Annotated in this window: 23 protein-coding genes and 1 other RNA gene; 5 read left to right on the top strand and 19 right to left on the bottom strand. The window is 56.3% G+C overall.

Annotated features, from left to right (window positions below):
• The 4 genes from RMR13_RS01265 to RMR13_RS01250 form a co-directional block, all read right to left on the bottom strand.
• Window positions 1-1,400, bottom strand: a 1,400-nt coding sequence (locus tag RMR13_RS01265; protein WP_310598830.1) for a hypothetical protein, incomplete at its 3' end; no start/stop codon positions are given.
• The gene (locus tag RMR13_RS01260) at window positions 1,391-3,028 is read right to left on the bottom strand and encodes a hypothetical protein (RefSeq protein WP_310598829.1); all 1,638 of its coding nucleotides are present in this window, start codon (window positions 3,026-3,028) and stop codon (window positions 1,391-1,393) included. The genes RMR13_RS01265 and RMR13_RS01260, both read right to left, overlap by 10 nt.
• 232 nt (window positions 3,029-3,260) lie before the next feature.
• Complete coding sequence (locus tag RMR13_RS01255) at window positions 3,261-3,497, bottom strand: hypothetical protein (protein WP_310598828.1); 237 nt, start codon at window positions 3,495-3,497, stop codon at window positions 3,261-3,263.
• 3 nt (window positions 3,498-3,500) lie between these two features.
• A complete protein-coding gene (locus tag RMR13_RS01250; protein WP_310598827.1) occupies window positions 3,501-4,220 on the bottom strand; it encodes a BRO family protein in 720 nt (239 codons plus the stop codon).
• A 432-nt stretch (window positions 4,221-4,652) separates the two neighbouring features.
• Between RMR13_RS01250 and RMR13_RS01245 the strand changes: the two genes are divergently transcribed.
• Entirely contained in the window at window positions 4,653-6,404 is a 1,752-nt protein-coding gene (locus RMR13_RS01245; RefSeq protein WP_310598826.1) for a restriction endonuclease, read from the top strand.
• 12 nt (window positions 6,405-6,416) lie between these two features.
• Here the strand turns inward: RMR13_RS01245 and RMR13_RS01240 are convergent, their stop codons facing one another.
• The 15 genes from RMR13_RS01240 to RMR13_RS01170 all read right to left on the bottom strand — a co-directional run bounded on the left by RMR13_RS01240 (window position 6,417) and on the right by RMR13_RS01170 (window position 15,306).
• On the bottom strand, window positions 6,417-6,776 hold the full coding sequence (locus RMR13_RS01240; RefSeq protein ID WP_310598825.1) for a Mor transcription activator family protein: 360 nt from the start codon (window positions 6,774-6,776) through the stop codon (window positions 6,417-6,419).
• On the bottom strand, window positions 6,766-7,209 hold the full coding sequence (locus RMR13_RS01235) for a regulatory protein GemA (protein WP_310598824.1): 444 nt from the start codon (window positions 7,207-7,209) through the stop codon (window positions 6,766-6,768). The genes RMR13_RS01240 and RMR13_RS01235 overlap by 11 nt, the downstream gene beginning before the upstream one ends.
• The gene (locus tag RMR13_RS01230; RefSeq protein WP_310598823.1) at window positions 7,181-7,522 is read right to left on the bottom strand and encodes a hypothetical protein; all 342 of its coding nucleotides are present in this window, start codon (window positions 7,520-7,522) and stop codon (window positions 7,181-7,183) included. The genes RMR13_RS01235 and RMR13_RS01230 overlap by 29 nt, the downstream gene beginning before the upstream one ends.
• 211 nt (window positions 7,523-7,733) lie before the next feature.
• The gene (locus RMR13_RS01225; protein ID WP_310598822.1) at window positions 7,734-7,862 is read right to left on the bottom strand and encodes a hypothetical protein; all 129 of its coding nucleotides are present in this window, start codon (window positions 7,860-7,862) and stop codon (window positions 7,734-7,736) included.
• Window positions 7,863-8,062: 200 nt separating this feature from the next.
• An RNA gene (locus RMR13_RS01220) (hammerhead ribozyme type II) lies at window positions 8,063-8,128 on the bottom strand.
• Window positions 8,129-8,130: 2 nt separating this feature from the next.
• The gene (locus RMR13_RS01215; protein ID WP_310598821.1) at window positions 8,131-8,304 is read right to left on the bottom strand and encodes a hypothetical protein; all 174 of its coding nucleotides are present in this window, start codon (window positions 8,302-8,304) and stop codon (window positions 8,131-8,133) included.
• Between the two features lie 195 nt (window positions 8,305-8,499).
• Complete coding sequence (locus RMR13_RS01210; protein ID WP_310598820.1) at window positions 8,500-9,114, bottom strand: DUF3164 family protein; 615 nt, start codon at window positions 9,112-9,114, stop codon at window positions 8,500-8,502.
• A complete protein-coding gene (locus RMR13_RS01205) occupies window positions 9,111-9,491 on the bottom strand; it encodes a hypothetical protein (protein ID WP_310598819.1) in 381 nt (126 codons plus the stop codon). Before RMR13_RS01205 ends, RMR13_RS01210 begins: the two co-directional genes overlap by 4 nt.
• Window positions 9,492-9,565: 74 nt before the next feature.
• On the bottom strand, window positions 9,566-9,907 hold the full coding sequence (locus RMR13_RS01200) for a hypothetical protein (RefSeq protein WP_310598818.1): 342 nt from the start codon (window positions 9,905-9,907) through the stop codon (window positions 9,566-9,568).
• 23 nt (window positions 9,908-9,930) lie between these two features.
• On the bottom strand, window positions 9,931-10,773 hold the full coding sequence (locus tag RMR13_RS01195) for a helix-turn-helix transcriptional regulator (protein WP_310598817.1): 843 nt from the start codon (window positions 10,771-10,773) through the stop codon (window positions 9,931-9,933).
• Window positions 10,770-11,468, bottom strand: coding sequence for an ATP-binding protein (locus RMR13_RS01190; RefSeq protein ID WP_310598816.1), 699 nt, complete (start codon window positions 11,466-11,468; stop codon window positions 10,770-10,772). The genes RMR13_RS01195 and RMR13_RS01190 overlap by 4 nt, the downstream gene beginning before the upstream one ends.
• 78 nt (window positions 11,469-11,546) lie before the next feature.
• Window positions 11,547-13,805, bottom strand: coding sequence for a Mu transposase C-terminal domain-containing protein (locus RMR13_RS01185; RefSeq protein ID WP_310598815.1), 2,259 nt, complete (start codon window positions 13,803-13,805; stop codon window positions 11,547-11,549).
• Window positions 13,806-13,824: 19 nt separating this feature from the next.
• Window positions 13,825-14,538 (bottom strand): hypothetical protein, encoded by a 714-nt coding sequence (locus tag RMR13_RS01180; protein ID WP_310598814.1) that lies wholly within the window; start codon window positions 14,536-14,538, stop codon window positions 13,825-13,827.
• Window positions 14,519-14,659 carry a hypothetical protein gene (locus RMR13_RS01175; RefSeq protein WP_310598813.1) on the bottom strand — a complete coding sequence of 47 codons (141 nt, stop codon included), beginning with the start codon at window positions 14,657-14,659 and terminating at the stop codon, window positions 14,519-14,521. The genes RMR13_RS01180 and RMR13_RS01175 overlap by 20 nt, the downstream gene beginning before the upstream one ends.
• Before the next feature lie 218 nt (window positions 14,660-14,877).
• The gene (locus tag RMR13_RS01170) at window positions 14,878-15,306 is read right to left on the bottom strand and encodes a hypothetical protein (protein ID WP_310598812.1); all 429 of its coding nucleotides are present in this window, start codon (window positions 15,304-15,306) and stop codon (window positions 14,878-14,880) included.
• Between the two features lie 389 nt (window positions 15,307-15,695).
• On the opposite strand from RMR13_RS01170, the gene RMR13_RS01165 reads away from it, so the two are divergent.
• The 4 genes from RMR13_RS01165 (at window position 15,696) to RMR13_RS01150 (ending at window position 20,823) form a co-directional block, all read left to right on the top strand.
• Window positions 15,696-16,175, top strand: a complete 480-nt coding sequence (locus RMR13_RS01165) for a hypothetical protein (RefSeq protein WP_310598811.1) — start codon at window positions 15,696-15,698, stop codon at window positions 16,173-16,175.
• 105 nt (window positions 16,176-16,280) lie between these two features.
• Window positions 16,281-16,862: a hypothetical protein gene (locus RMR13_RS01160; protein ID WP_310598810.1), complete on the top strand. Its 582-nt coding sequence runs from the start codon at window positions 16,281-16,283 to the stop codon at window positions 16,860-16,862.
• A 181-nt stretch (window positions 16,863-17,043) separates the two neighbouring features.
• Window positions 17,044-17,289, top strand: coding sequence for a hypothetical protein (locus tag RMR13_RS01155; RefSeq protein WP_310598809.1), 246 nt, complete (start codon window positions 17,044-17,046; stop codon window positions 17,287-17,289).
• Window positions 17,290-17,841: 552 nt separating this feature from the next.
• Window positions 17,842-20,823, top strand: a complete 2,982-nt coding sequence (locus tag RMR13_RS01150) for an HD domain-containing phosphohydrolase (protein ID WP_310598808.1) — start codon at window positions 17,842-17,844, stop codon at window positions 20,821-20,823.
• Window positions 20,824-20,845 lie beyond the last annotated feature (22 nt).

Below are 20,845 nucleotides of genomic sequence, written 5' to 3'. Positions count from 1 at the left end.
TTGTTGCTTTTGGTCGGGGCGGCATGCGACGCGTAAGCCACACCTCTGGTGTCAACTATGATGTTGTTTTGCAGAGTTGTTGTGCCAGCCGTTTGGAATTGGTTTTCAGCTGCATAGCCATACACCGTGTTATTGAAAATTTTAAAAGAAGCGGTGTTGGCTTCGATCCTGAATGCGGCCGCCGGTTGCGCATATACCCCGCCTGGGGGCGAATAGGACGGGTCGAGTACGATCAGATTGTTATAGACATTGTACGATGCAGGATATGCCGCGTTCAAATTGATGGCGTTTCCAGCGAAGTTGTGGATTACGTTGTCGTGAATGTTGAATGTTCCTCTCCATCCCACCCCTGGATTTTGATCGTATATGTGGATACCCTGGTATGCGGTGTTGTTGTGGAAATACGACCACCCTATCTCGTACGCCTCCGCTTGATGTGGCGATCGATTCGAGATGTACAGCACGTGGTGGAAGTTGTTTGCCCCAGTTCGATCACCGTAATCGTGGATTTCGGCACCAAGGATTCGGTGTCCGCTGCATGCCGTAGCATCGGCCAGCTCGGTGCAGTTGCCGCCGATGGCACCGGAATACTGGTTGGCACTAGGCAAATTCCCCGTCAAATCAAGCCCTATGTAGCGGGCATAGCCAAAAATGGAGAGTGCCGTAAATCCGGTGTCTATCGATAGTTTTGAGAAAGTCCAAAAATTGTTGGCAACACCGCCCGAAACATTGTTGTGGATTGTGGCTGTGCCGTACTCTGTGGGCGTTGAACACGCCACTGTCGTGCCAGGATAGGCAACCAACGCTGTTTTGGTCGTTGCTGTGCCGGTGATCTTTGATGATGCGCCCACATCGACCTCGGAGGAGGCGCCCACACCCACGGAGTAGACGATGTCTCCGGGGACAATTTTGGCGCCGGAAACGGCAAAGGACAGGGATGCCCACGGGGTGTTCCACAACCCGGTTCCGGTGTTGTCTCCTCCTGTTTTTATGAAGCGGATATTCCCTGGGCGCACGAAGAAAGGCAGGGTATTGGAATCCACCCCATTGTGCCGCACCCTGATCGTTGTCGCCCCATCGGGGGCTCCTGTCGGGATGGCAAAGGCGATCTCTTGCATTTTGTGGTAGGTGTACAGATCGGCTGGTCCACCCGGCAGTTGGCCATCTGCGTTCTTCCAGTAATAAATTGCCGTTGCTTCGGCCTCTCCGACATACACTCTGCCGGCACCTTGGCTCGCCCCCAGGTTGTTGCCCCAAATCGTTACAATCGCTCCACTGCCTTTGCCGTCCGTGTTGCCCGTTTTCGGGCCAGAATCGAGATCGGAAAAGGCGAGACGTGGTGCTAACGCCCACGCTGCTGCCGGAAAAACCAAAATGCACAGAATCGCTATCAATCGCATGACACCACCATCCAAAATTCCACCACATTTTGCTCATTGACGCCTTGCGCCAGCGCCCCGGAATCCAGGTCGCTACGGAAGCCAAAGCTGTTGCCCGCTATCTCTTGAGCAGTCCAGTTGCTGCCGGATGGCCCCACCGCATAGTCTTGCGTGATCTCGGTTACCGTCGTGCCTATGCTAACAGTGCTGCTTGTGTGGTTGGTTGCGTTGTAATATGCGTTTAGCCGTAGCTTGCGGGGGACCGCTGCACTGCCGATCATCACCCCTCTGGCGTGCAAGGTGATTTTGCTGATTGTGCTCGTGCAAGCCGGCTCTTGAAAGCTAAATCGCTGCGACATATCGCCCGCATATGTCCGCATGCCCGTCGCGTCCGCCGCATCGGCGACCTGCTGATAGCCATTTGCGTCAGCAATGCCTGTGGCGTTGTTGATCCAATTGTTGCCCCCGGTTTGCGCTATGGGCCGCAGGAGCTGTGTGTTCGAGCCAGGACGGGGGGTGAATGTGCCTGAAATTCGTGTCACTCCATCGACCCCGGCAAAATTGAGAGTGTGGCTCGAGGTGTTGATCCAGACGCTCCCCGCCACCGGATCGACCGGGTCGCTTGCGACCTGCGTAATGCTTGCGCCACTCCCTCCGGCGGGCAAATCATGTACACCGACTGTGCCGACAGCATTGGTGCCGTAGTACTTGCTGGCTCCCGAAATACCGGCAGCAGTGGTCAAACTGGCGCTGGCAGGCTGGTATGCCCCGCTCAGCACGCCAATCGTAGCTGTGCCGCCGGACTCCGTAATCGTGATGCCGGTGCCGGCGGTAATGTTGATGCCGTTGTCATAGGCCGTGCCCAAGGCCTGGATGGCGCCATGCATGGTCGTTTGTCCGGAGAGTGCCGTCCCGGTCCACGATCCGGTCAAGTCGCCCCCGACCGCCTCGCATGCAACAGATCCATCAACCGCAACGCTATTGATGGCCGCTCCGGGTAAACATCCGCCCCCGATCCGCCGCTGTACGTATGTCGCATCGATACTCACCGTCCCATCGGTTGACAGGGAGATTCCGTCGCCCTGGAGGACGCCACCACCATGGGTCCCGGCGGGCAACTGGCTCGCCGGCACCTTGCCGTCGGCACCCAGGGAGGCGTAGCCGTTGGCCACGCCTCTTTTTGCTGCATCCTCCGGGGTGAACCCCAGTGCATTCTGTTTGCCCGACCAGATGGCTTTTTCCGCGTCAGTGGTCAAGCGATGGCTGGCATCGTCGGTCAGTTGGGACAGCGCGGTGGGGATGGTCGGCTTGTCCGTCAAATCGTTGTAGCTGGTGACCCCGCCACCACCGGTGCCGGCGGGCAATTGGCTGGATGGCACCTTACCGGTGCCATCCAGGCCGGCGTAGCCGTTAGCCACGCCCTTGTTAGCCGGATTTTCCGGCATGTATCCCAGGAAGTCTTGCTTGGCGGTCAGGTCGGATTTGCGAGCGATAGAGAGCGGCAGGTACTCATCGTCGACCTTGCCGTCCTTGTTCTTGTCTAAATCGACGACTGCAAACGCCGGCGCCGCGTAGAGCCACAACAACAATGTGATAATGAGGTGAGGGCCGATAACGCGGCCCATGTTGCCCGTGGTGTAGGTCGACATCCGTCTCGCCCCCGGTGATGGTGGTTGCAAACCTCGAAAAGGGGCGGGGTGTGAGCCCGCCCCCATCGAAAGGAGGTAACAGGCGGCTGACTACCTGTTGTGGGGATATGTACTTGATTGCGGGAGCGTCGAAGAGCCGTAACGTTACGGAACAAAAAAGGGGAGGCTGGATAGCCTCCCCCTGGGAAACCGGCACCGATCGGTGCCGGGATACTGGGTGTTTAATGGATCGTTAAGGTTTGGTCAAGGCCGCTGTTTTCTGTTCGACCTGCCGGGCATAATAGTCCACATAGTAGCGAATGAAACCGGCCCTGAGATTATCGGTGGCGATAACGTAGAGCACCTTGGAGAAGAGCGTGTATTCACTCTTCGGCACCCATATAGAAACTTGGCCTCGGTGCTTTTGGGGAGGGCAGGGATTCACATCGGGCCGAATGGGGATGATCTTGGCGTGGGGGTCGCTGTGCATGGCTTACCTCCCCTCGATCGCGCCGATGGGGAAGAGTTGCAGCTGCCGCCCCTGTTGCGCCGAAATGCCGTAGGGGACCGGTAAGGCCCATTTGTGATACAGGTCGGCCGGGGCCATGCGGCGCCGTTCGCGCTCCGTCCTCGGGCAAAGCAGGCCGCAGCGGACCATGGCTTGCATCTGCCGCCGCAGGCCGGCCTGGCTCAGCTTGACCAGGGTGGCGATCTCCTTGTTGGAGAGGCCCAGCCGATGGTACTTGCGGATATTGTTCCACAGCGGCAGCCGGGCCAGCAGTTGGCACTGCATCTCCCAGATGACCTCTTTGGTGTCGCGCTCGCACCGCTCGCATTGCTGCCAGGAGGGATCGTGCCAGACCTGGGCTGGTGCGGCGGCCGGGCTGGCGTAGGCGCCGGTTTTGCGGATAGTGGGGAGGACTTCTTCGAATATCCATTTCTCGAATCGTTGCGCCGATGGAAGCTGTGAACCAACGATCAAGCGGTAGACGTCTGGCTCATGTATCAATCGAAATTCTTGAATACCTCCAGGTGATTGAAGGGGGCCTCGTTTCAGGGCCCCCTTGCAATGTCTTGCTATAGCGTTCTTCGGGCGTTTGTACCCCAGGGCGCCGGCGACGTCGACGGCGACGAACAAGGGCGCGCCGTTTTCGATGACGGTACGCACCTGTTTTGACTCAAACTGGAAAATGGAAGTTGTGGTACTGGTCATGGCGTTACCTCCTTGGATAGGATTTTGAAACCCTGCCGCGCTGCCAAACGCAAAAAGGGCGGACATTGTACGGGTTGGCAGACCGGCCCAAGGAACCGGCAGGGGTTGCCCCCTCCCGCACAACGCCGCCCAAAGAAGAGAGCTTCGCCATGCACTGGACGCAAAAAAACCGCCGAATCAAAAGAATGGCGGTGCGTCCGCCTTGGGAATCGGGCTGCCAAGCCCGTGCAACCGTTTTTTGCGGCTGCGCGGGTAGCATTGCTTAAAAACGCCCCTATGTCAATAATTTTATCCGGCACCCTTCAGTCATCCACAATCATGTGATACGATCGATACTGATCACGTTTTGCTCACAAACCTCAACCCTAAAAGTACCAACAGCATACGGCAAAATATCTCGTTGTTGCCGTATGTTATTTTAAGGAAGACAATATGAGAACACGCTTTGGCCAATTATCCGTGAGATATAGTGCGCGCGGCATACCAACCTACTTTCTCGAACTTTGGCACGACGGATTAAAAAAACACCGAGTCATTCGCGGTGATTCTAGTTCCATAATCGAATCAAAGGCGAACCTACAGGCAGAAGAATGGAACCAGCGTTGGGCTGTTGTTAATGCCCGCGAGCAAGATCGCTCGAAGAAAGCGCTCGAAAAACGGCAACAAGCTGAACAAAAAATACTTGCAAGCGAGCGAACTGCCGATGCCCAACAAGCATTGGACGAACTTTCTTCAATCCTGAAGGCAACATTAAGCGTAAACGATGCCATTGATTGGGAAACTCTTAAAGACAAGACTCCGTTTCCAGAAAGGAAGCCTGTTTTCCAATCATTGCCACCCAAGCCCACGTTGCCGCCTATACCGGACAAGCCAAGTTTTCTCGAATCAAAATACATTCCTTCGTTTGGCCTTCTCGATAGATTGTTTTCATCACGAAAAGATCGCCTCATATCTGAAAAACAAGCGTTGTTCCAATCAGACCTCAAAGCGTGGCAGGAGTCAGTGGGCAATATTCAGCGAACACATGATGACGCCGTCGTTGTTCATGAAAAATCAGTTGAGTCAATGCGCCAACAGCACGAAAAACAAAGAGTGGAATGGTCTGCACGCCGCGATGCGTATATCGGCAAAAAAGCCGACGAGCATGCCGCTATCGATACGAAACGGCTTGCCTACGAATCGAATGATCAGGAAGCAATCGTGGAGTATTGCGACCTTGTTCTTTCTTCCTCCATCTATCCGGATTGTTTCCCGCAAGAGTTTGACCTCGACTATGACCAGGCTGCCAAAACACTCATCGTGGACTACAAATTGCCTGCGCCGGACGACCTTCCTCGATTGAAAGGAGTTAAGTACATCGCCAGTCGCGACGAGTTCGAGGAACAGTATATCAACGACGCCCAACTGTCGAAACTCTATGATAACGTGCTCTATCAGGTTGCTCTTCGCACTGTTCACGAGTTGTTCGAAGCTGATGTCATATCTGCAATAGATGCGGTTGTCTTTAACGGTATCGTCACTGCTGTCGATCGCACGACAGGAAAACCGACCACGTCTTGTGTGCTTTCCCTGCGAGCTAACCACTCCGAGTTCCTTGAAATCAACCTCGCCCAAGTTGACCCCAAGGCATGCTTCAAGGCGCTCAAAGGTGTCGGCAGTTCCAAGCTCCATGGATTGTCACCTGTTCCCCCAATTATGCCGCTTCGGCGTGAAGATGGCCGTTTTGTTTCGGCATATGAAGTCGCCAGCACACTCGACGGAAGCGTCAATCTGGCAAGCATGGATTGGGAAGACTTCGAGCATCTCGTCCGCGAGGTTTTCGAGAGGGAATTCTCATCTTCTGGCGGAGAGGTCAAAGTAACCAAAGCAAGCCGCGATGGCGGCGTTGATGCCATCGCTTTCGATCCCGATCCCATCAGGGGCGGGAAGATCGTTATACAAGCCAAGCGATATACAAATACGGTCGGAGTTGGTGCTGTTCGTGACCTCTATGGGACCGTCTTGAACGAAGGTGCAACAAAAGGAATACTTGTGACAACTTCTGATTACGGACCTGATTCTTACGCTTTTGCCAACGGCAAACCCCTCGTTCTTCTCAGTGGTGCGAATTTGTTACATATGCTGGAAAAACACGGGCATCGGGCAAGAATTGATTTACAGGAGGCCAAGGCGTCGGCAGTATAATGCACGCTAGGGTCAAAATAACCTCAACTGCTTCTCTTCCAGGGCCTTTTGCCCGGTTGACGGCTGAGCCAGGATCTTCTCGATGCTGGACTGGCTCAGCCGCCACATCCAAGCCAGTTCGCGGATGGTTATTCCGCCACGGTCATACATGGCTATGATTTGATCGTTCCGCCATGACAGCATCAATTTGTCCATCTTGTGGATGTATACGGGGCCACCACCTACTCGTTGCGCCAGGGCTAGTGTGATCAGCACACCGAGACCGGGAAAGTCCATTTCCATGGCCCTGGCGATCACCTGCATGTGGCCGGGCAGCTCGTCGATCGGCGGCCGGTACTGCTCGGGCAATCCGGTGAGCTGATTATCCAACATCCACGCCCTCGCGTTTGGCCATGCTTTTCAAGGTTTCGATGATTACCGATCTCTCAGCCGGGATACAAAACCGCAGATGATCCTTGCCGGGATGATCTGCGGTTTTGGTCATCCGCTTGCAAAAGCTCATGAGGGCCTTGTCCGAGCCGTCCCTGATCACACCCGCCTGATGCAGGGTGATCCACAGGGCCTGGATCTTTTTCGATTGCCTGTCGTCTTGTATCCCTTGGCTCACTCCTGGCAACCAGCCCTGTGGCTCCCATCCCATACTCTGAAAAATGCGGATCAGCTGGTTGGCTTGGACAAGCGACAATTCTGTACAGGACTTTTTCCGGAACTTTTCGCGGAGGATCTTCCGATATTCGGCATCGGAAAGCCCAAGCTGTCCTTGGGCCACTTTGATTTTAGATATCATCTTTCTGGGCAGCGCCATGGTCACCTCCTTGCTCTTGCGCTAAAACTTTGCGCATGATTTCGCTCATCCCCTCGGGATTGGCCGCTTGCCTGATCACCCGCTGGGTACCGTCAACCTCGGCCTGGCGGTGAGCTTGTTCCTGACGAGCGTCGGCCTGATCGGCCAACTGGTAGACGATGGTCCGCAGGTAGTTGTGGTTTTTCATCGGTAGCGTCAACGTGGCTGCTTGCTCCATCATCCGCTCCATGCCCATGGCCCACAGCGATGGCGGGCAGGGACGGTCGATCTTGCCTTGCTGCGCCACATACCCCTTGGCTACCAACTCCACCATCTCCCGTGTCAGCCTGATGATTTTGGAGTCCGAGCACGTACAGCCGCTTTTTGGGCGGAATAGGGCAAGATATTTGTAAAACGGTTGCTGGACCACTTGCGGCAGTTTGATGTATTCCGGCAACAATTCCCCATTTCCAGCAGCGCTGATAAAGCTGGATACCGGAGCACGATACCCACAGATCACGCATTTCCCGTCAGTTGGCGGCATTTTAAAACTCGCAAGTATTCCTGGCGGCGCCGGTATTTTCCGTGGCGGACAGGTGGGCCAGATCCCCGAGCGGTATGTGCGGCAAAAAGTCGGGATCGGAATAGGCGAGCACGGTCCTATATGTTTTCATGGGTCCGTCCAACCTGCTTCGCCGCCGACCGCCTGAATGAACAGGCCGGGCGAGTAGCGTTTCCGGGATGCAGCTAGGCCGCCCTTCCTTTGTCCATCGATGATAAAGGGTACCACGGCTTAAGCCGTGATCACGCGCCAGATCCTCTATGGTGGTTGTCTTGCCCTGAAACGTGATTGCTATTTTCATGTTTCCTCCTGTTTTGGCTGCTCATCAGATCCGGAGCACCACCTCCGAATGACCCCGGCCCGGCCGGGGTTTCGCTGTGTTATTCTTCGATCTCCTCGAGATTGAACACCTCCACTTGCGCGCTGCGTATATCGCATGGTAGCCAGGCTGATCGGAGCGCCTCTTTGGCTTTTATCTCGGCATCCTGCCCATCGGCGACGATGAACTCTGTCTCAACATGCACAGTTAAATAGCCTTCAGCGTAGTATTTCATTGCCCCTCCCTCGGGCTGTATGCCCATGACATCTCACCCAGCCTGATACTGTCCTCGCAGTCCGGGCATAAACTGGTTTCCGGCGGCTGCCAGTAATCGGGTGCGATCTCTTCTCCGCATCCGGCGCAGATGCAGGATGTGAATCTTTTGCGCAGACTGTCTCGCGATTGTTTTAACTGTTCCAACGTGCTCATCTCACACCCCTGAAAAATCGAGACAAATCTGTTGATAACGGCCCTGCTCGTCGCGTTCGTAAAACCGGTGGTACACGCACGATCCGGTGATGGTGATGGCGGCGCCGATGGCATCCATGGCCTGCTGCCAGATAGAGTGCTCGATCTTCAGCTTGCGCAGGGCCAGGATGCGCTTGGTGTTGATTTTCCCTTTTTTGTCCACCTGAAAAGCATCGTCGATCACCGCCCGGACATTGGGGTTGGAATCTTTTGTCCACTCCCGCAGGCACCGATCGATCAGCAGCTTGGCCGCCTGGAGCCGTTCGTCGAACTCGATCCGCTCGGCAACGTCGCGGGTTACCCGGAAGCGGCCGTCAAAACTGGTCAGCGTGATATTGCCCTTGGCGCCGCCCATCTTGACGCCGTATTTCTCGGCGGAAAGGTCGAGGAAGGCATCCATATCCCCACTGATTCGATCTTTGAAGTCAGCCAGTTCGTCTTCTTTTTCCCGGGCCATTTGTACGGCCCGCAGGACGAACTCGTCTCGCATCAAATCCACTTCCTCGATCTGCTCGACCGGTACCAGGTGGCCAAGCGCGTTGCGCATGTATCCTTCGGGGATGTTTTCGGTGCTCATGCTGCCTCTCCGGTAACAGATTCGCCTACGCCCATCTGGGCGGCATAATCGTTCATGCGCAGGAATTTCCTGACTTTATCGAATACCAGCTCGCCGGCGTAGCCGATGCTGGCCCGCTGGTGATCATCCAGATCAGGTCCACACTCGCTGATTAACTCTCCCGCTCGGATCAACTGGTCAAGCACGTCCTGCCGGCACGCCTCAAGTGCGGCTTGGTTGCACATTTTTCGTTGGAGCTGTTGCGTCACGTCCCATATCTGATTCAGTGCGGCTTGGACGTCAGGCTCCTGGCCGGCAAGCGATGCTTTCAGGTGACTGGCCGTTTTTACTATGCCGTCCAATTTTTCCAGGGTTGCTACTCGTTCGATGCTGGTCATGTGTATCTCCTTTGCTTGCGGCTCCGGCTTGCAGGGTGTACCCTGAAGATGGAGCCTTTTTAGGGTTGAGGTTTCTAGGCTCTGCTCTGGCCGAAGGAGGCTGCCACCTTCTTCGGCCGTCTTTTTGCCATCTTCCTTTTGCCGGCCAACTTCGCCAGGCTCTCGATCCGCAGCTCTCGCGGCCGCTTCTTCCCCTGGCAGGTGTCGCACCAGGTGTGTTTATAGTGGTGCTGCTCATCCCACCCCGCCCGGTCCTGCTCCCGACACTTCTCGCAGGCCGCCTGGAACCCCTCCAGGGTCATGGTGGTGGGTAGGCCGTTGGTCACCGGGCAAATCTTGACGGCCCGCAACCTTTTGTTGACCTCGGCGTGATCGCCTATTCCGCTGCGTCCCATCCCGCTCAATCCTTTTTTCATGCCGCCTCCATTGTTAAAGTCCGTTAACTGCTCCTTAACTTGCACTTCAAACACGCTTTCCGCTGGCGGATCATGCTGGCATTGCTTCCCTTTACCCCCAGCGTCTTCGCCTTGTTCCACAGCTCGGCGCATTTTCCCGGTTCGATTTCGCCCAGGACCGGGCACGAAACCTTGCCGTCACGGCCATAGATCTTCATCACCCGCGCCTGCATCTGCTCGGTGCTGGCCGGGTACTTCCCGGAGAGCAGGAGCGATATGGTCGCCGGGGAGACAGCCATTTCCCTTGCCACCTCGGCACGGCCGACTATCTCGGTCCGTTGTCGCAATATTTGCAGCCATCCATTTTCCATGGACATGCCTCCAGCGGAATCTTTCACCGCTTGTTCCTTGATTTTCGGCCGCTTCAACTCGTCGGAAGCCAGGTTGTACCGCAGCTGCCGGCCGGTCAGGCCCACAACCCTGATGTACCCATCCCGCACCAGCAGCTTGGTGTAATCGTCAACGCTTCCCCTGGACGCTCCCGTCAACCGGACCAGATCCGATCGGGTGAATCCTCTTTGCAACCGCTTGATGGCCCGCCAGATCCTGTCGCGGCCGGTGTCTTTTTTCGGCCTTTTGGTAGGACGATCCGTCAGATCGCGGACGACCTCCCAGGTCGGGTTCTGAATATGAGGCCCCGGCTCGGCGTATCTCTTGGCCTTCTTGTTATCCGCGATCTCCTGCAGGTACCCTTCGCAGGCCAGCTTGTCCAAAACCCGCAGCACCGGCTTGCGCTCAAGCTCAACCCCGGCGGTCACCTGATCCAGGGTCACCTTTTTGCGTCCGCAGGTGAGCAGATACAGGACAACAGGGTCGAGCACGGTCATCCTTGCCGCTCCTTCTCCAGGTATGCCTCCAGATGGGCCGCCGACACCTCTTCCAGGCGATTGAGCCCGGCGATCCGTTCGGCCCGTTCCAACCAGGTGGTGGTCATCCGCAGGCGCCCTTTGCCGTGCAGGTGAATGAAGGCGATCGCGTCATCGGACAAAGTTGTCTCGCACACCTGGCCCGCATAATTGGCGATCTCGACCTGGCTAAACAGCTCGAATCGAACCCTGACCGTGATCCGGTCGATCAGGTGCGGGTAATTCTTGAGTTTCTTCTCCAGGTCATCCATCCCCATCAGGATGATCGGTGCGTTGGTCATGTCGCTGATGTCGCGCACCGTCTCAATGATGCCGCTGTCAACCAGGTAGTCGGTCTCGTCGATGATGATCGGTTTCGACTGCTCGTCGAGGATGCTCAGTAGCTGCTCGAAGATGTCGGCCGATCGGTATTTTGGGGCCTCTTCGAGGGCCGAGACGATGTTGGCCAGCAATTCGCGGCGAGTGGTGCCGTCCGTGGCCCGAACATAGGGGATGGCGTGATTGGTGTAGTACCAGTCGCCGATTTCGGTCTTGCCGGTCCCGTAGGGTCCATACACCAGCATGATGCCGATCCGCCCCTTGACGGGGCGCCGCAGCACCTCCAGGCCGGCCATGAACCGCCGCACGTTTTGCGTCATTGCAAAAGCGTCGATCATTGGTTATTTTTCCTCCACATTTAGAGCTTCATCCCTTGGGCCGGGACTGTTGGCGCAGTTCCGGCCCTCCTTTTTCCATCAGCCCTCGGCGATGTCTGCCCCGGCGACTCCGTATTTTTCCCGCAGATCTCCCTCCAGCAGCAGGTACCCCTTGCCGGTGGCGTCGTTGGTGTAGAAATCGGTCAGGAAATCGTATTCCCACTTGGTCAGCGGTCGGCGCTCCTTGCGTACCGAGGTCAAAATGTCCAGGTAACGGTCGGACTTGCAGGTGATCAGCTTGACCACTTTCTGTTCCTTGGCCGGCGTTGGCGGAGCCGGTTCGGTCAACACGATCTCGACATCCCGCAGTTTCTGCGCCATCTCGTCTTGCCGTCCCCGCGTCCGGTCGACCGCCGCCACCGCCTTGGCCGCCTCGGCCAGCATGGGCGTGGTGTATTCTTCCGCCTTGCGCGGGAACTCGATCAAGCCGGCCACTTCGGATTTGCGGAAGTTCACGTACTCCTTGTACGCTTCCCTGGTCGCCTCTTGCTTGACCGCCTTGCGGAGTTTTTTGACCTCTTCCCGCATGATTTTGTCTTGATGCTTCCTGGATGCAGTGGCGAACCGGGCCGAATCGATGCCGTACCATTGGGGATCGATCGCCGCGCAGAGGAACGACCGTTCGCCTCGCTCGCCGTAGAGGTAGACGAAGGCCGTGCCCATGTCGGCCGGATCGAGCAGGACCAGCGCCTTCTTGCCGACGTGCTCCGCGAACGCATCCGACTTGTAGAAACGGCCCTCGACATCGATGCCCTTCTTCTGGATGGTTCTTCTGCCCCCGTCTTTCGGCGCCGGCATCAACAGCATGTCCAGCACCCGCAGATCCGAGGTGATCCTGCGGATGGGGTGCTGCCAGCTCCGCACCATGTCGATCGGCTTCTTGCCGTCCAGGCCGCTGTGCGGATCGTGCTGGTAGACGAACTCGGTCCACTCGTTGCAAAACTTCTGCAGCGCCTCGGCGGTCATGTTCACCTCGACCGGGGCGCTGTCCTTGTTCATCACCCGGTCGGCAAAGCTGCGTCTGGCTTCTATGGCCTTGCGTTCCGGTACGTTGTGGCCGATAAAGTTCGGCATCAGTTCCACCAGGCCATGCAAAAAGGTCCGGAATGCCCGCTCGATATGCGGTTTTTCCTGACCCTGGAATGGCGTGCAATATTCCCGTTCGACCTCCAGGCTGTCTAACACCCTGGCCACATGGGCTGACCGGTAATCCTGGCCGTTGTCGATTTTCAATGTCTCGGGCACGCCCCATTCGATGATGCAGTGCCGCAGCAAGGCAACCACCGACGCCGCTTTCGAGGTCTTGGAGACCAAAAACCGCAACCGCCGGGTGTACACGTCGATCACCCCGATAATCGAGTGCCTGCCGTCGGCCAGCATCACATCGGCGGGCGTCGAATCGGCCTCCCACAGCTGGTTCAACCGTTCGACCCGCTCACTGGCCGAACCGAACGAGAGCGCTTTCTTGTTCTTCCATTCGTCCGGGTTGGTGTAGTACAGCCACAGGTTCTCGTTGTTCTTGATCCAATTGGCCCGGAACCTGCCGATCGCCGCTGATGAGGGGATCTCCCGGCCGAACTTGCCTATCAGGATTCTGCGGATGTTGACCGAGCTGGTGTTCGGGTTCAGGCACATGGCGTTGATCACCATGTCCTGCTGCTCGGTGGTCAGGGCGGTTTGGCCGCGTTTCGGGTTGTGGTAAGCAAAGGCCAGGCCGGGCAGGCCGTAGCGGCTGTACGCCTCGGCAATGCGCCGCAAGGTGGAATAACTGGTGGTGTCGCCGATGATTTGGCGCACGTTTTCAGGCACTTTGATTTTGCCGGAATTGTAGGCGGCGACAAACGCCTGGTCCGCCTTTTTGCTCCGCTGCGCGTAGCGCGGGATTCCGAACCCGGCCGCCTGCACGAAGCCGTCGCAGAGTTCGAGCAGTTCGTGCCGGGCCGCCGCCTCTTGGCGCCGCTGTTCGGGCAGCTGGTCGAAAGCCATTTGGTTCTGCTCTTTGGCGATCAGGTCCCGTTCCTTTTCCTCGGCCCGTGCGGCCTTGATTTCCCTGGCCGCTTCGGCGCCGATCGCCTCGGCAATCCCGTCCGGTTCGGCGTATCCGGCCGCGACGCGGGCCGTGGCCACTGCCACGCGGTATTCTTCGGGGAGCAGGGTGGCGGGGTAATGCTTTTCCGGCCCGGTCGGCCCTTTCTTCCACACAAAGACCTTGCCGAGGCCGTCGAGATTGAGTTGGACGGCTCTCTTGCTCAAGCCTGTTGCCTCGGCGATCTCCCTTGCGGTCACTGTCCCTTTCACGATGCTCCCCCTGCGCCCGTCAGCCTTTCAGCGTGTCCAGCAAATCCTCGAGCAAGTCGATGATGGTTCTCTTCCCGACCGCCTGCCAATCCTCGCCGTTCTGGTCCTGCACCACCTGCAGCAGGGCCATGTAGGTGGTCTTCACCAGGGGTGGCAGCTCCACCGTCTTGTTGGCGCGATCGGCATGTTTCTTGATCTGGTCGTCAGTCGTCTTGCGTTCGATATCCAGGATCACCTGGATAATGAAGCTGGCGGTGATTTTCGCTCCCGTGACGCTGGCCTTGTCCAATACCCGCAGCCAGATCTCGCGTTGTTTTTCAGGAGTGAAGAGGGTGAGAGGCCGGGCTTGGGCCTCGTTTTTGGGGAGGAGGGTTTCGGTGGTTTGTGTACCATGGTTCACTTTTTCGGAAAGTAACCAATTGGTTACTTTTTCATCCTGTGACCCTTGGTTGGGCAAGGTCTCCCCCAGGAGTCCTTTCAGATTTACATACACGTCTGCGGCCTCTATCAGCCTGTATCCGTGTTGCTTTGTCATATCCCATTCGCGCAGCAAGTAATCCTCGAAAACCGGATAGTTAATCCGGTAGAGGCGCTGCTCCCGGATCTCTTTTAGTGCCAGGCCGACCGGGACAAACCCTTTCATCTGGGCGTCGATCACGGCCTCCAGTTCGGCCAGCAGCTTCTCTTCTCTCTGCGACAGAGGTTGTTCGGGATTATTCAGCAGCGGGTGCATTGTCAGAGTCCTTTATGGGGGATTGGTTGGTAGATTCCTGTTTGAGCGGCTCGATCAGCTCCCGCATGGCCTTGGCCTGCCGGGCCAGTTGTTGCCTGGCGAACTCTTCATTGGTCATCATTGTTGCGTCTCCGTCATGTCTTCGGGCAGGGCCAAGTATTTGGCCGGGCACCCCTTGTTCAGCAGGTACTGCAGAACCTTCCGGTTGTGCCGTATTCCTCGCAGAGTTTTATTGACATAGCTCTGCTCTTCTCCGGTCTCCCGGACAATGTCACACTCCCGCAATCTCTTGCGCAGCATCCAAACCTTTAAGGATGTGACATTCCTTTCTTTCAAATCTCATCCTCCAATTTCAGCTTTCAGCTTCTTCATCATCGCCTGTTTCCGCTTTACTTCCTGATCCAGCTCGGCAATGCGCAGCAGTTTGTCTTGCTGCGCGTCAATCACCCGGCCGCCCAAAGGGGCAACTATTGCTTGTATGGGGTCCAGGCTATTCACGGCAGAGCAAAACACCGACATAGCCTTGACTGGGATTACCCGTTCCTGATCTTCGGGATTCAACCACTTCTCCAAGGTATCCAGCGTCAACTTGTGGCCGGTTCCTTTCACCAGCCGAACCCCATAACGGTCGGCCAAGTGGTTGATCCGGTCGCACAGCTCCTCACGGGATAAACCGGTTTCCTTGGCTGCCTTGGCCATAGCGACCTTCAGGTCCCGCAACACGTTGAGTGTCGGGATGGAGGTGAAAAGGCCAAGCTGGGTGACCATTATGGCTCCCTTTTGTGCAGTAGTTCCGCAAGTTTCACGGCCTGTTCCAGCGTGAAAAAGGTGTATTTGTAGTTCGACCTGCCGAACCATCGACCATCGACACGCAGCCGGTAATACTGGCTCCAGTATTCTCGAGTGCGCAGCGGTGGGTGAGGGTGCATGGTCCGTTTGTGTGGGTTCCAGCTGTGCCGCCACTGCTCAGCTTTATACAGTTCAATTCTCAGTGGTTTTTTGCCCTGTGTGGCGGCATTCCCCCACCGCCACACAAGGTCCGGCATCCTGATTTCACTCATTCAATTGGCCTGTTGTTCTGGTAAAAATTCCTCCTTGTGCTACTTTGATGGACGGAACAATCCAGACAAGGAGCCATTTCACACAAGGAGGAAATCATGGAAAAAGAGGTCGCAACGTCACTCATTGCTGCGGGTGCCGCTCTCTCCGGCGTCGCTGTTTCGCAGTTGGGCAACATCGTCCGGACATTGTTCGATAGAAGCAACGAACGAACCGCGCTATTGCGGACAAAGCTTGAAGAACTGGCGGACAATCTTCACAAGACAACGGAGTGGTTTGATGAGTTGACGAAGGCTGTTTCTGAGAAGGATGCTCGCCGCGTATCATCAAACGGACAAAATCAGCCTGTTGCTTTGTCAAGCGAGGCTCGCCGCGTTTATGTGCTTTCATTGCTGTACTTTCCTTCAATGCAGGAAGAGGCAAAGACATTGCTCAATTCGACCTATGCTTTCTATCAACTCATGATGCATCCCAAAAACATCACTCAGGAAGAACTGGGAGATTCCACCGAAAAATTCAGTACCTCTAAAAAATCTCTAGACGATCTCATCATCATGGAGGCTCAGAAAATTACCTGAACCGGAAAAGCTTGCGCTTTTTCTTCCACCGTCCGCCATACCCCACCCCCACTGTCTGTTCTTTTTTTTTCCCGGACATTGAACATTCCCCCCCCCTCGGGTAGGATGCCGGAAACACGTCCTTTATATGACAACCTGTACAAACAAACGTTTGTTGTGTCAACTGAAAAACAAACAAATGTTTTAATATCCGATCGGCTTCAACTCCTTGTCGACGATCTGTGCGCCGGTAATGCGAAGCAATTCGCTGAAGTTGCGAATATTATTTCGGTTACATTTTACAATTACTTGAAGGGCCGACTTCCAAAAGCAGATGCCCTGTCAAACATTTGTAAAACGTATAACGTTAATCTGAATTGGCTGGTTAATGGGGTCGGTGAGCGGTACCTATCCGATGATCAGCAAAACTCTGCTATTCAAACTGATGACCCGCCTGAGATAGCAGAGCTGCTTGATGGCGCAAGGAAGGTGCTGACCAGCGGCAATCCAGTCGCCTTTGATGCCCTGGAGCGCAATATTCGATATTTCTCCCACGCCATTGAGGTGGAGAAGCGGATGCAGGAGGTCGAAGCTAAATTGGCCGAAATGGATGACCTGAAGCGCTATGTGATCGAACTGAAAAAGCAACAGGAGGAGAGTGACAAAGCCCGTCACGAGGCACCATCCTCCGGAAGGAAGGTTGCGTGATATACGTAGTTTTCTGATATACTACAATGTGGAGCCATTTTTTCTGAAATTCATTTCACCCTTGCCGGTTTTTTTGTGGTACAAGTGCTCTCTGTGTTAATTCCGAAACAACAGGCACATGACCTTTTAAACCGCTGCTAAAACCAATTTCACCCTTTCCTTCACCCTTGCGAGTCCCCGAATGGATAGATTGGTACGAACGGTTAAGGCCACCGAACACCTCGATCTGCTGGTATACGAGGGCACCGAAGACGCTGGTGGTTATATTACTATCCGGCACAATGCGCCTATCGCTGACCTGGAAGGCCAGGTCATCGTTCCCCCGGCGGACATTCCCGATCTCGTGAAATCCTTGGTTAGCGCGGCGTTAGAGCTGTATGTGAGGGGAGGGTACCGTCTTGGAGAAAAAGACGGCTTGGGAGGGTGAGGGTGGCGCTGATCGGCGCCGCCCTCATTTTTTTCGGTTCGTCACAACGTGACGTTGTCGGACATAAAACGGATTCAAACCTTGCGCGTTGGGTTCAGACCTTGCGTGTCATTTCTCGGATTTTTCCCCGATTTCCTGATTTTGGTACCACTTTCGATTTTTCTTCGAAAATTTTCAAAATTCATAATCAATTCAATCTGATCCCTTTTAAACCCGTATAAACCCATCTTATCCCGTTTTGGGTTCATACCTTGGGTGTATTACACCAGCGTCGTTCGACACGGTTGCGATACGTGTTTTTACTAATAAAAATCATGCCATTTTCATCCACAAATGACAGGGTTTATGGTAGGAATTCCTGAAAGAGATTTGTTATGACTTCGGTGAAAACAGTGTACCGTTTGATTCGCCGTTGAATTATAGTTAATGAAAACAAAGTGTTATTCTTGGTGTCGCGAGGTCGTAAAGTGAAAAATGGCTGCAATGCGAACAGGAAAGCGTTGATGGGCATATTCCTTATCGAAGCAATTGTGGCGGCTGGCGAGGTGAATCATGGCCGATAGACGCCTACGTGATGGCGGCAAACTCCATTTTAATCCGCGTGTTTTTTTCGGCCTGCAAGGATATTTCAGCCTGATCGCCGCCACTCTGCTGCTGATCGCCGGTGTGCTGCTGGCCGGACTGGGATACCGCATGATGACCCAAACGCTGGAGGTGGCCGTGGAAAGGCGGGTCGACGACATCGGCCGCGACATCAAACGCGATATCAACAACGGGATACGCCGCCCGGCCCTCAATTTTCTGGCCGCCTCCAGCAGAGGCGTGCTGCCCATGGCCCGCTCGCCGGAAGAACGGGTTCGGTTCCTGCCCCTGATACGGGAGATTCTGCGGTCCAACAGCGTCTTCGGTAGTATCATCGTCAGCTATGACAATGGCGAGATCTTCGTGGCCAAGCTGCTGGAAAGCGAACGGGAACGTCTTTTTTTCAGCGGGCCGCCGGAGACCGCCTTGATGGTCCTGGAGGTTCGGGGTACCGAAGATCGCCTCGTCAGCACGTACTATTTCTACGATCCCCAATTGCGGCTGCTGTCCAGTCGAGAGGATGAAAACGGCCTCGGCTACCTTGTCGCGGTGGAGCGCGCCTGGTACCGGGCCGCCCTGCAAGCCGACGGAGTGATAGAAACCGCGCCGCAGATTGTCTTAAGCCGCCAGAGTGTCAGCATGGTCATGGCCCGGAAGAGCCTTGACGGCCGCGCCGTGGTTGCGCTGGGTATCCGCCTTGAGGACCTGTCCGGCCTGGTAGCCGGCGAGCTTCCGACGCCGGGATCGCATTTGGCCCTGTTTCAAGCCGACGAACGCCTCCTTGCTATCGACCAGGGATTCATTTTGCAAGAGGACGGCCAATTGAGTCTGCGCAGTCTGGACAATATGGCTCCGATTCTCCGCCTGGGGATGGAGAAATATCGACAGGGATTGCGCACCACCGGGTTACGCGTGGAAACCGGGGCCAAGAGCACGGGGCTGCGGGTCCAGGAGGCGGGACGGGACTGGCTGTTAGTCCTGGAGGAATTGGACAACGATCCGAACCAGTCCGGTGACTTCATGGTCCTGGCTATTCCCCGGGACGAGATGTTCGTCATGACCGGCCGTTTCATACGGTACGCCATGCTGGGCATGGGCAGCCTGTTGCTGTTGGTCGTGCCGGTAGTTTGGCTGATGGCCCGGTACGTGAGCACTCCCCTGCGGATTATGGCCGAACGGACGCGTGATCCGCTCAACATGGGCCCGAGAAGAACCAAGACTCGACTGTCGCTGGTCACGGAAATCGACAATCTGATGCGGAACGTGGAGTTCATGCGGAAAAATCAGCGGAAAATCCTTTCCGTCATCGGCATGATCGGCAGCGACCGCGACTTCGAGACCCTGCCGGGCCGGGTGCTGAAGGAGATCATGAACATAACCAGGACCGACGGCGGGGTTTTGCTGATCATGAACGAATCGAAAACCTCCCTCGAAAAGGGTTGGTTCTGTTGGGATGACGGCACGGTCCGGGCTACGGCCATGCCCGAGCCGCTCCTCCGGACGCCCTACGCGATATCCCGCGCCCTGAACGAAGGCCGGAGCGTGCTGGACCGCATCGGCCGCGACGATCCCAGGGCCGGCCTGGAGTCGGTGGCTCCGGGCTTTGCCGACCATCCCGATACGAACTGGCTCAAGCTGATCGGCATGCCCTTGCACGATCGCATGGGAGAGCTTCTGGGCGGTCTGATTCTTCTGAGACGCGGAGGATCGGGGGAGCACGACCTCGGCACCGACCAAATCGGCTTCATGGAAACCATCGTGGCCGCTGCCGCCGTGGTACTGGAGACCCAGGCCCTGATCAAAAGCCAATACGATTTGCGGGATGCGCTCATCCGCATTCTGGCCGGGGCCATCGATACCAAGTCGCCCTACACCGGCGGCCACTGCGCTCGGGTGCCGGTTATTTTCCAGATGCTTCTGGAGGCGGCCCATGAAACCGACGCCGGCCCGCTCAAGGATTTCCGCCTGGACGACGCCGGCCTGGAAGAGGCCCGGCTGGCTGCCTGGCTCCACGACTGCGGCAAGGTTACCACGCCCGAATACGTCATGGACAAGGCCACCAAATTGGAGACTTTCTACGACCGTATCCACGAAATCCGCACCCGATTCGAAGTGCTCAAACGCGACGCTGAAATCGCCAGTCTCAAGGCCCGGCTGGAAGGTGCCGATTCCGGAGAGGAGCAGCGAAAACTGACCAAAACTCTGGCGGAATTGAACGATGAGTTCGCTTTTGTGGCTGCCTGTAACCTTGGCGGCGAATATATGGACGATACGGCCTTGGAACGTCTTGTGATCATCGGCCAACGCACTTGGTGGCGGACCCTGGACAAACGGCTGGGAGTCTCCCGCGACGAACTGGCGCGTATGGACCGTGCGGACGCGCCTGCTCCGCCGGTCTTGGAGGCGCTGCTCGCGGATCAACCCGAACATATCATTCCCCGGGGCGAGAAGGACCGGCTACCCGACGACAATCCCTGGGGTTTCCGGTTGGATGTCCCCGAGGCGCTCTACAATCGGGGGGAACTGTATAATCTCAGCATACGCCGGGGGACTCTGACCCCCGAGGAACGCTACAAAATAAACGACCACATCACCCGCACCATCATGATGCTGGAGGATCTGCCCCTGCCGAAGCATCTGCGCAAGGTCCCGGAGATCGCCGGCGCGCACCACGAAACCATGGACGGCCAAGGCTACCCCCGACGGCTGAAACGCGAGGAAATGAGTTGGGAGGCACGCATGATGGCCATCGCCGACATCTTCGAGGCCCTCACCGCCTGGGACCGGCCGTACAAGACCTCCAAGACGCTCCGCGAATCCCTGGAGATCATGGAGACGTTCAAGCGGAATAATCACATCGACCCGCACCTGTTCGAACTGTTCCTCGCCGCCGACATTCCCCGGCGCTACGCGGCGGAGTATTTGAAGGCGGAGCAAAACGATTTGGCGTGAAGGGTCTGCGGGGTGCCGGAAG

The sequence above is a fragment of the Desulfobulbus sp. genome (assembly GCF_031547805.1).
Taxonomy (GTDB): Bacteria; Desulfobacterota; Desulfobulbia; order Desulfobulbales; family Desulfobulbaceae; genus Desulfobulbus.
This window is presented reverse-complemented; position numbering and strand designations above follow the sequence as displayed.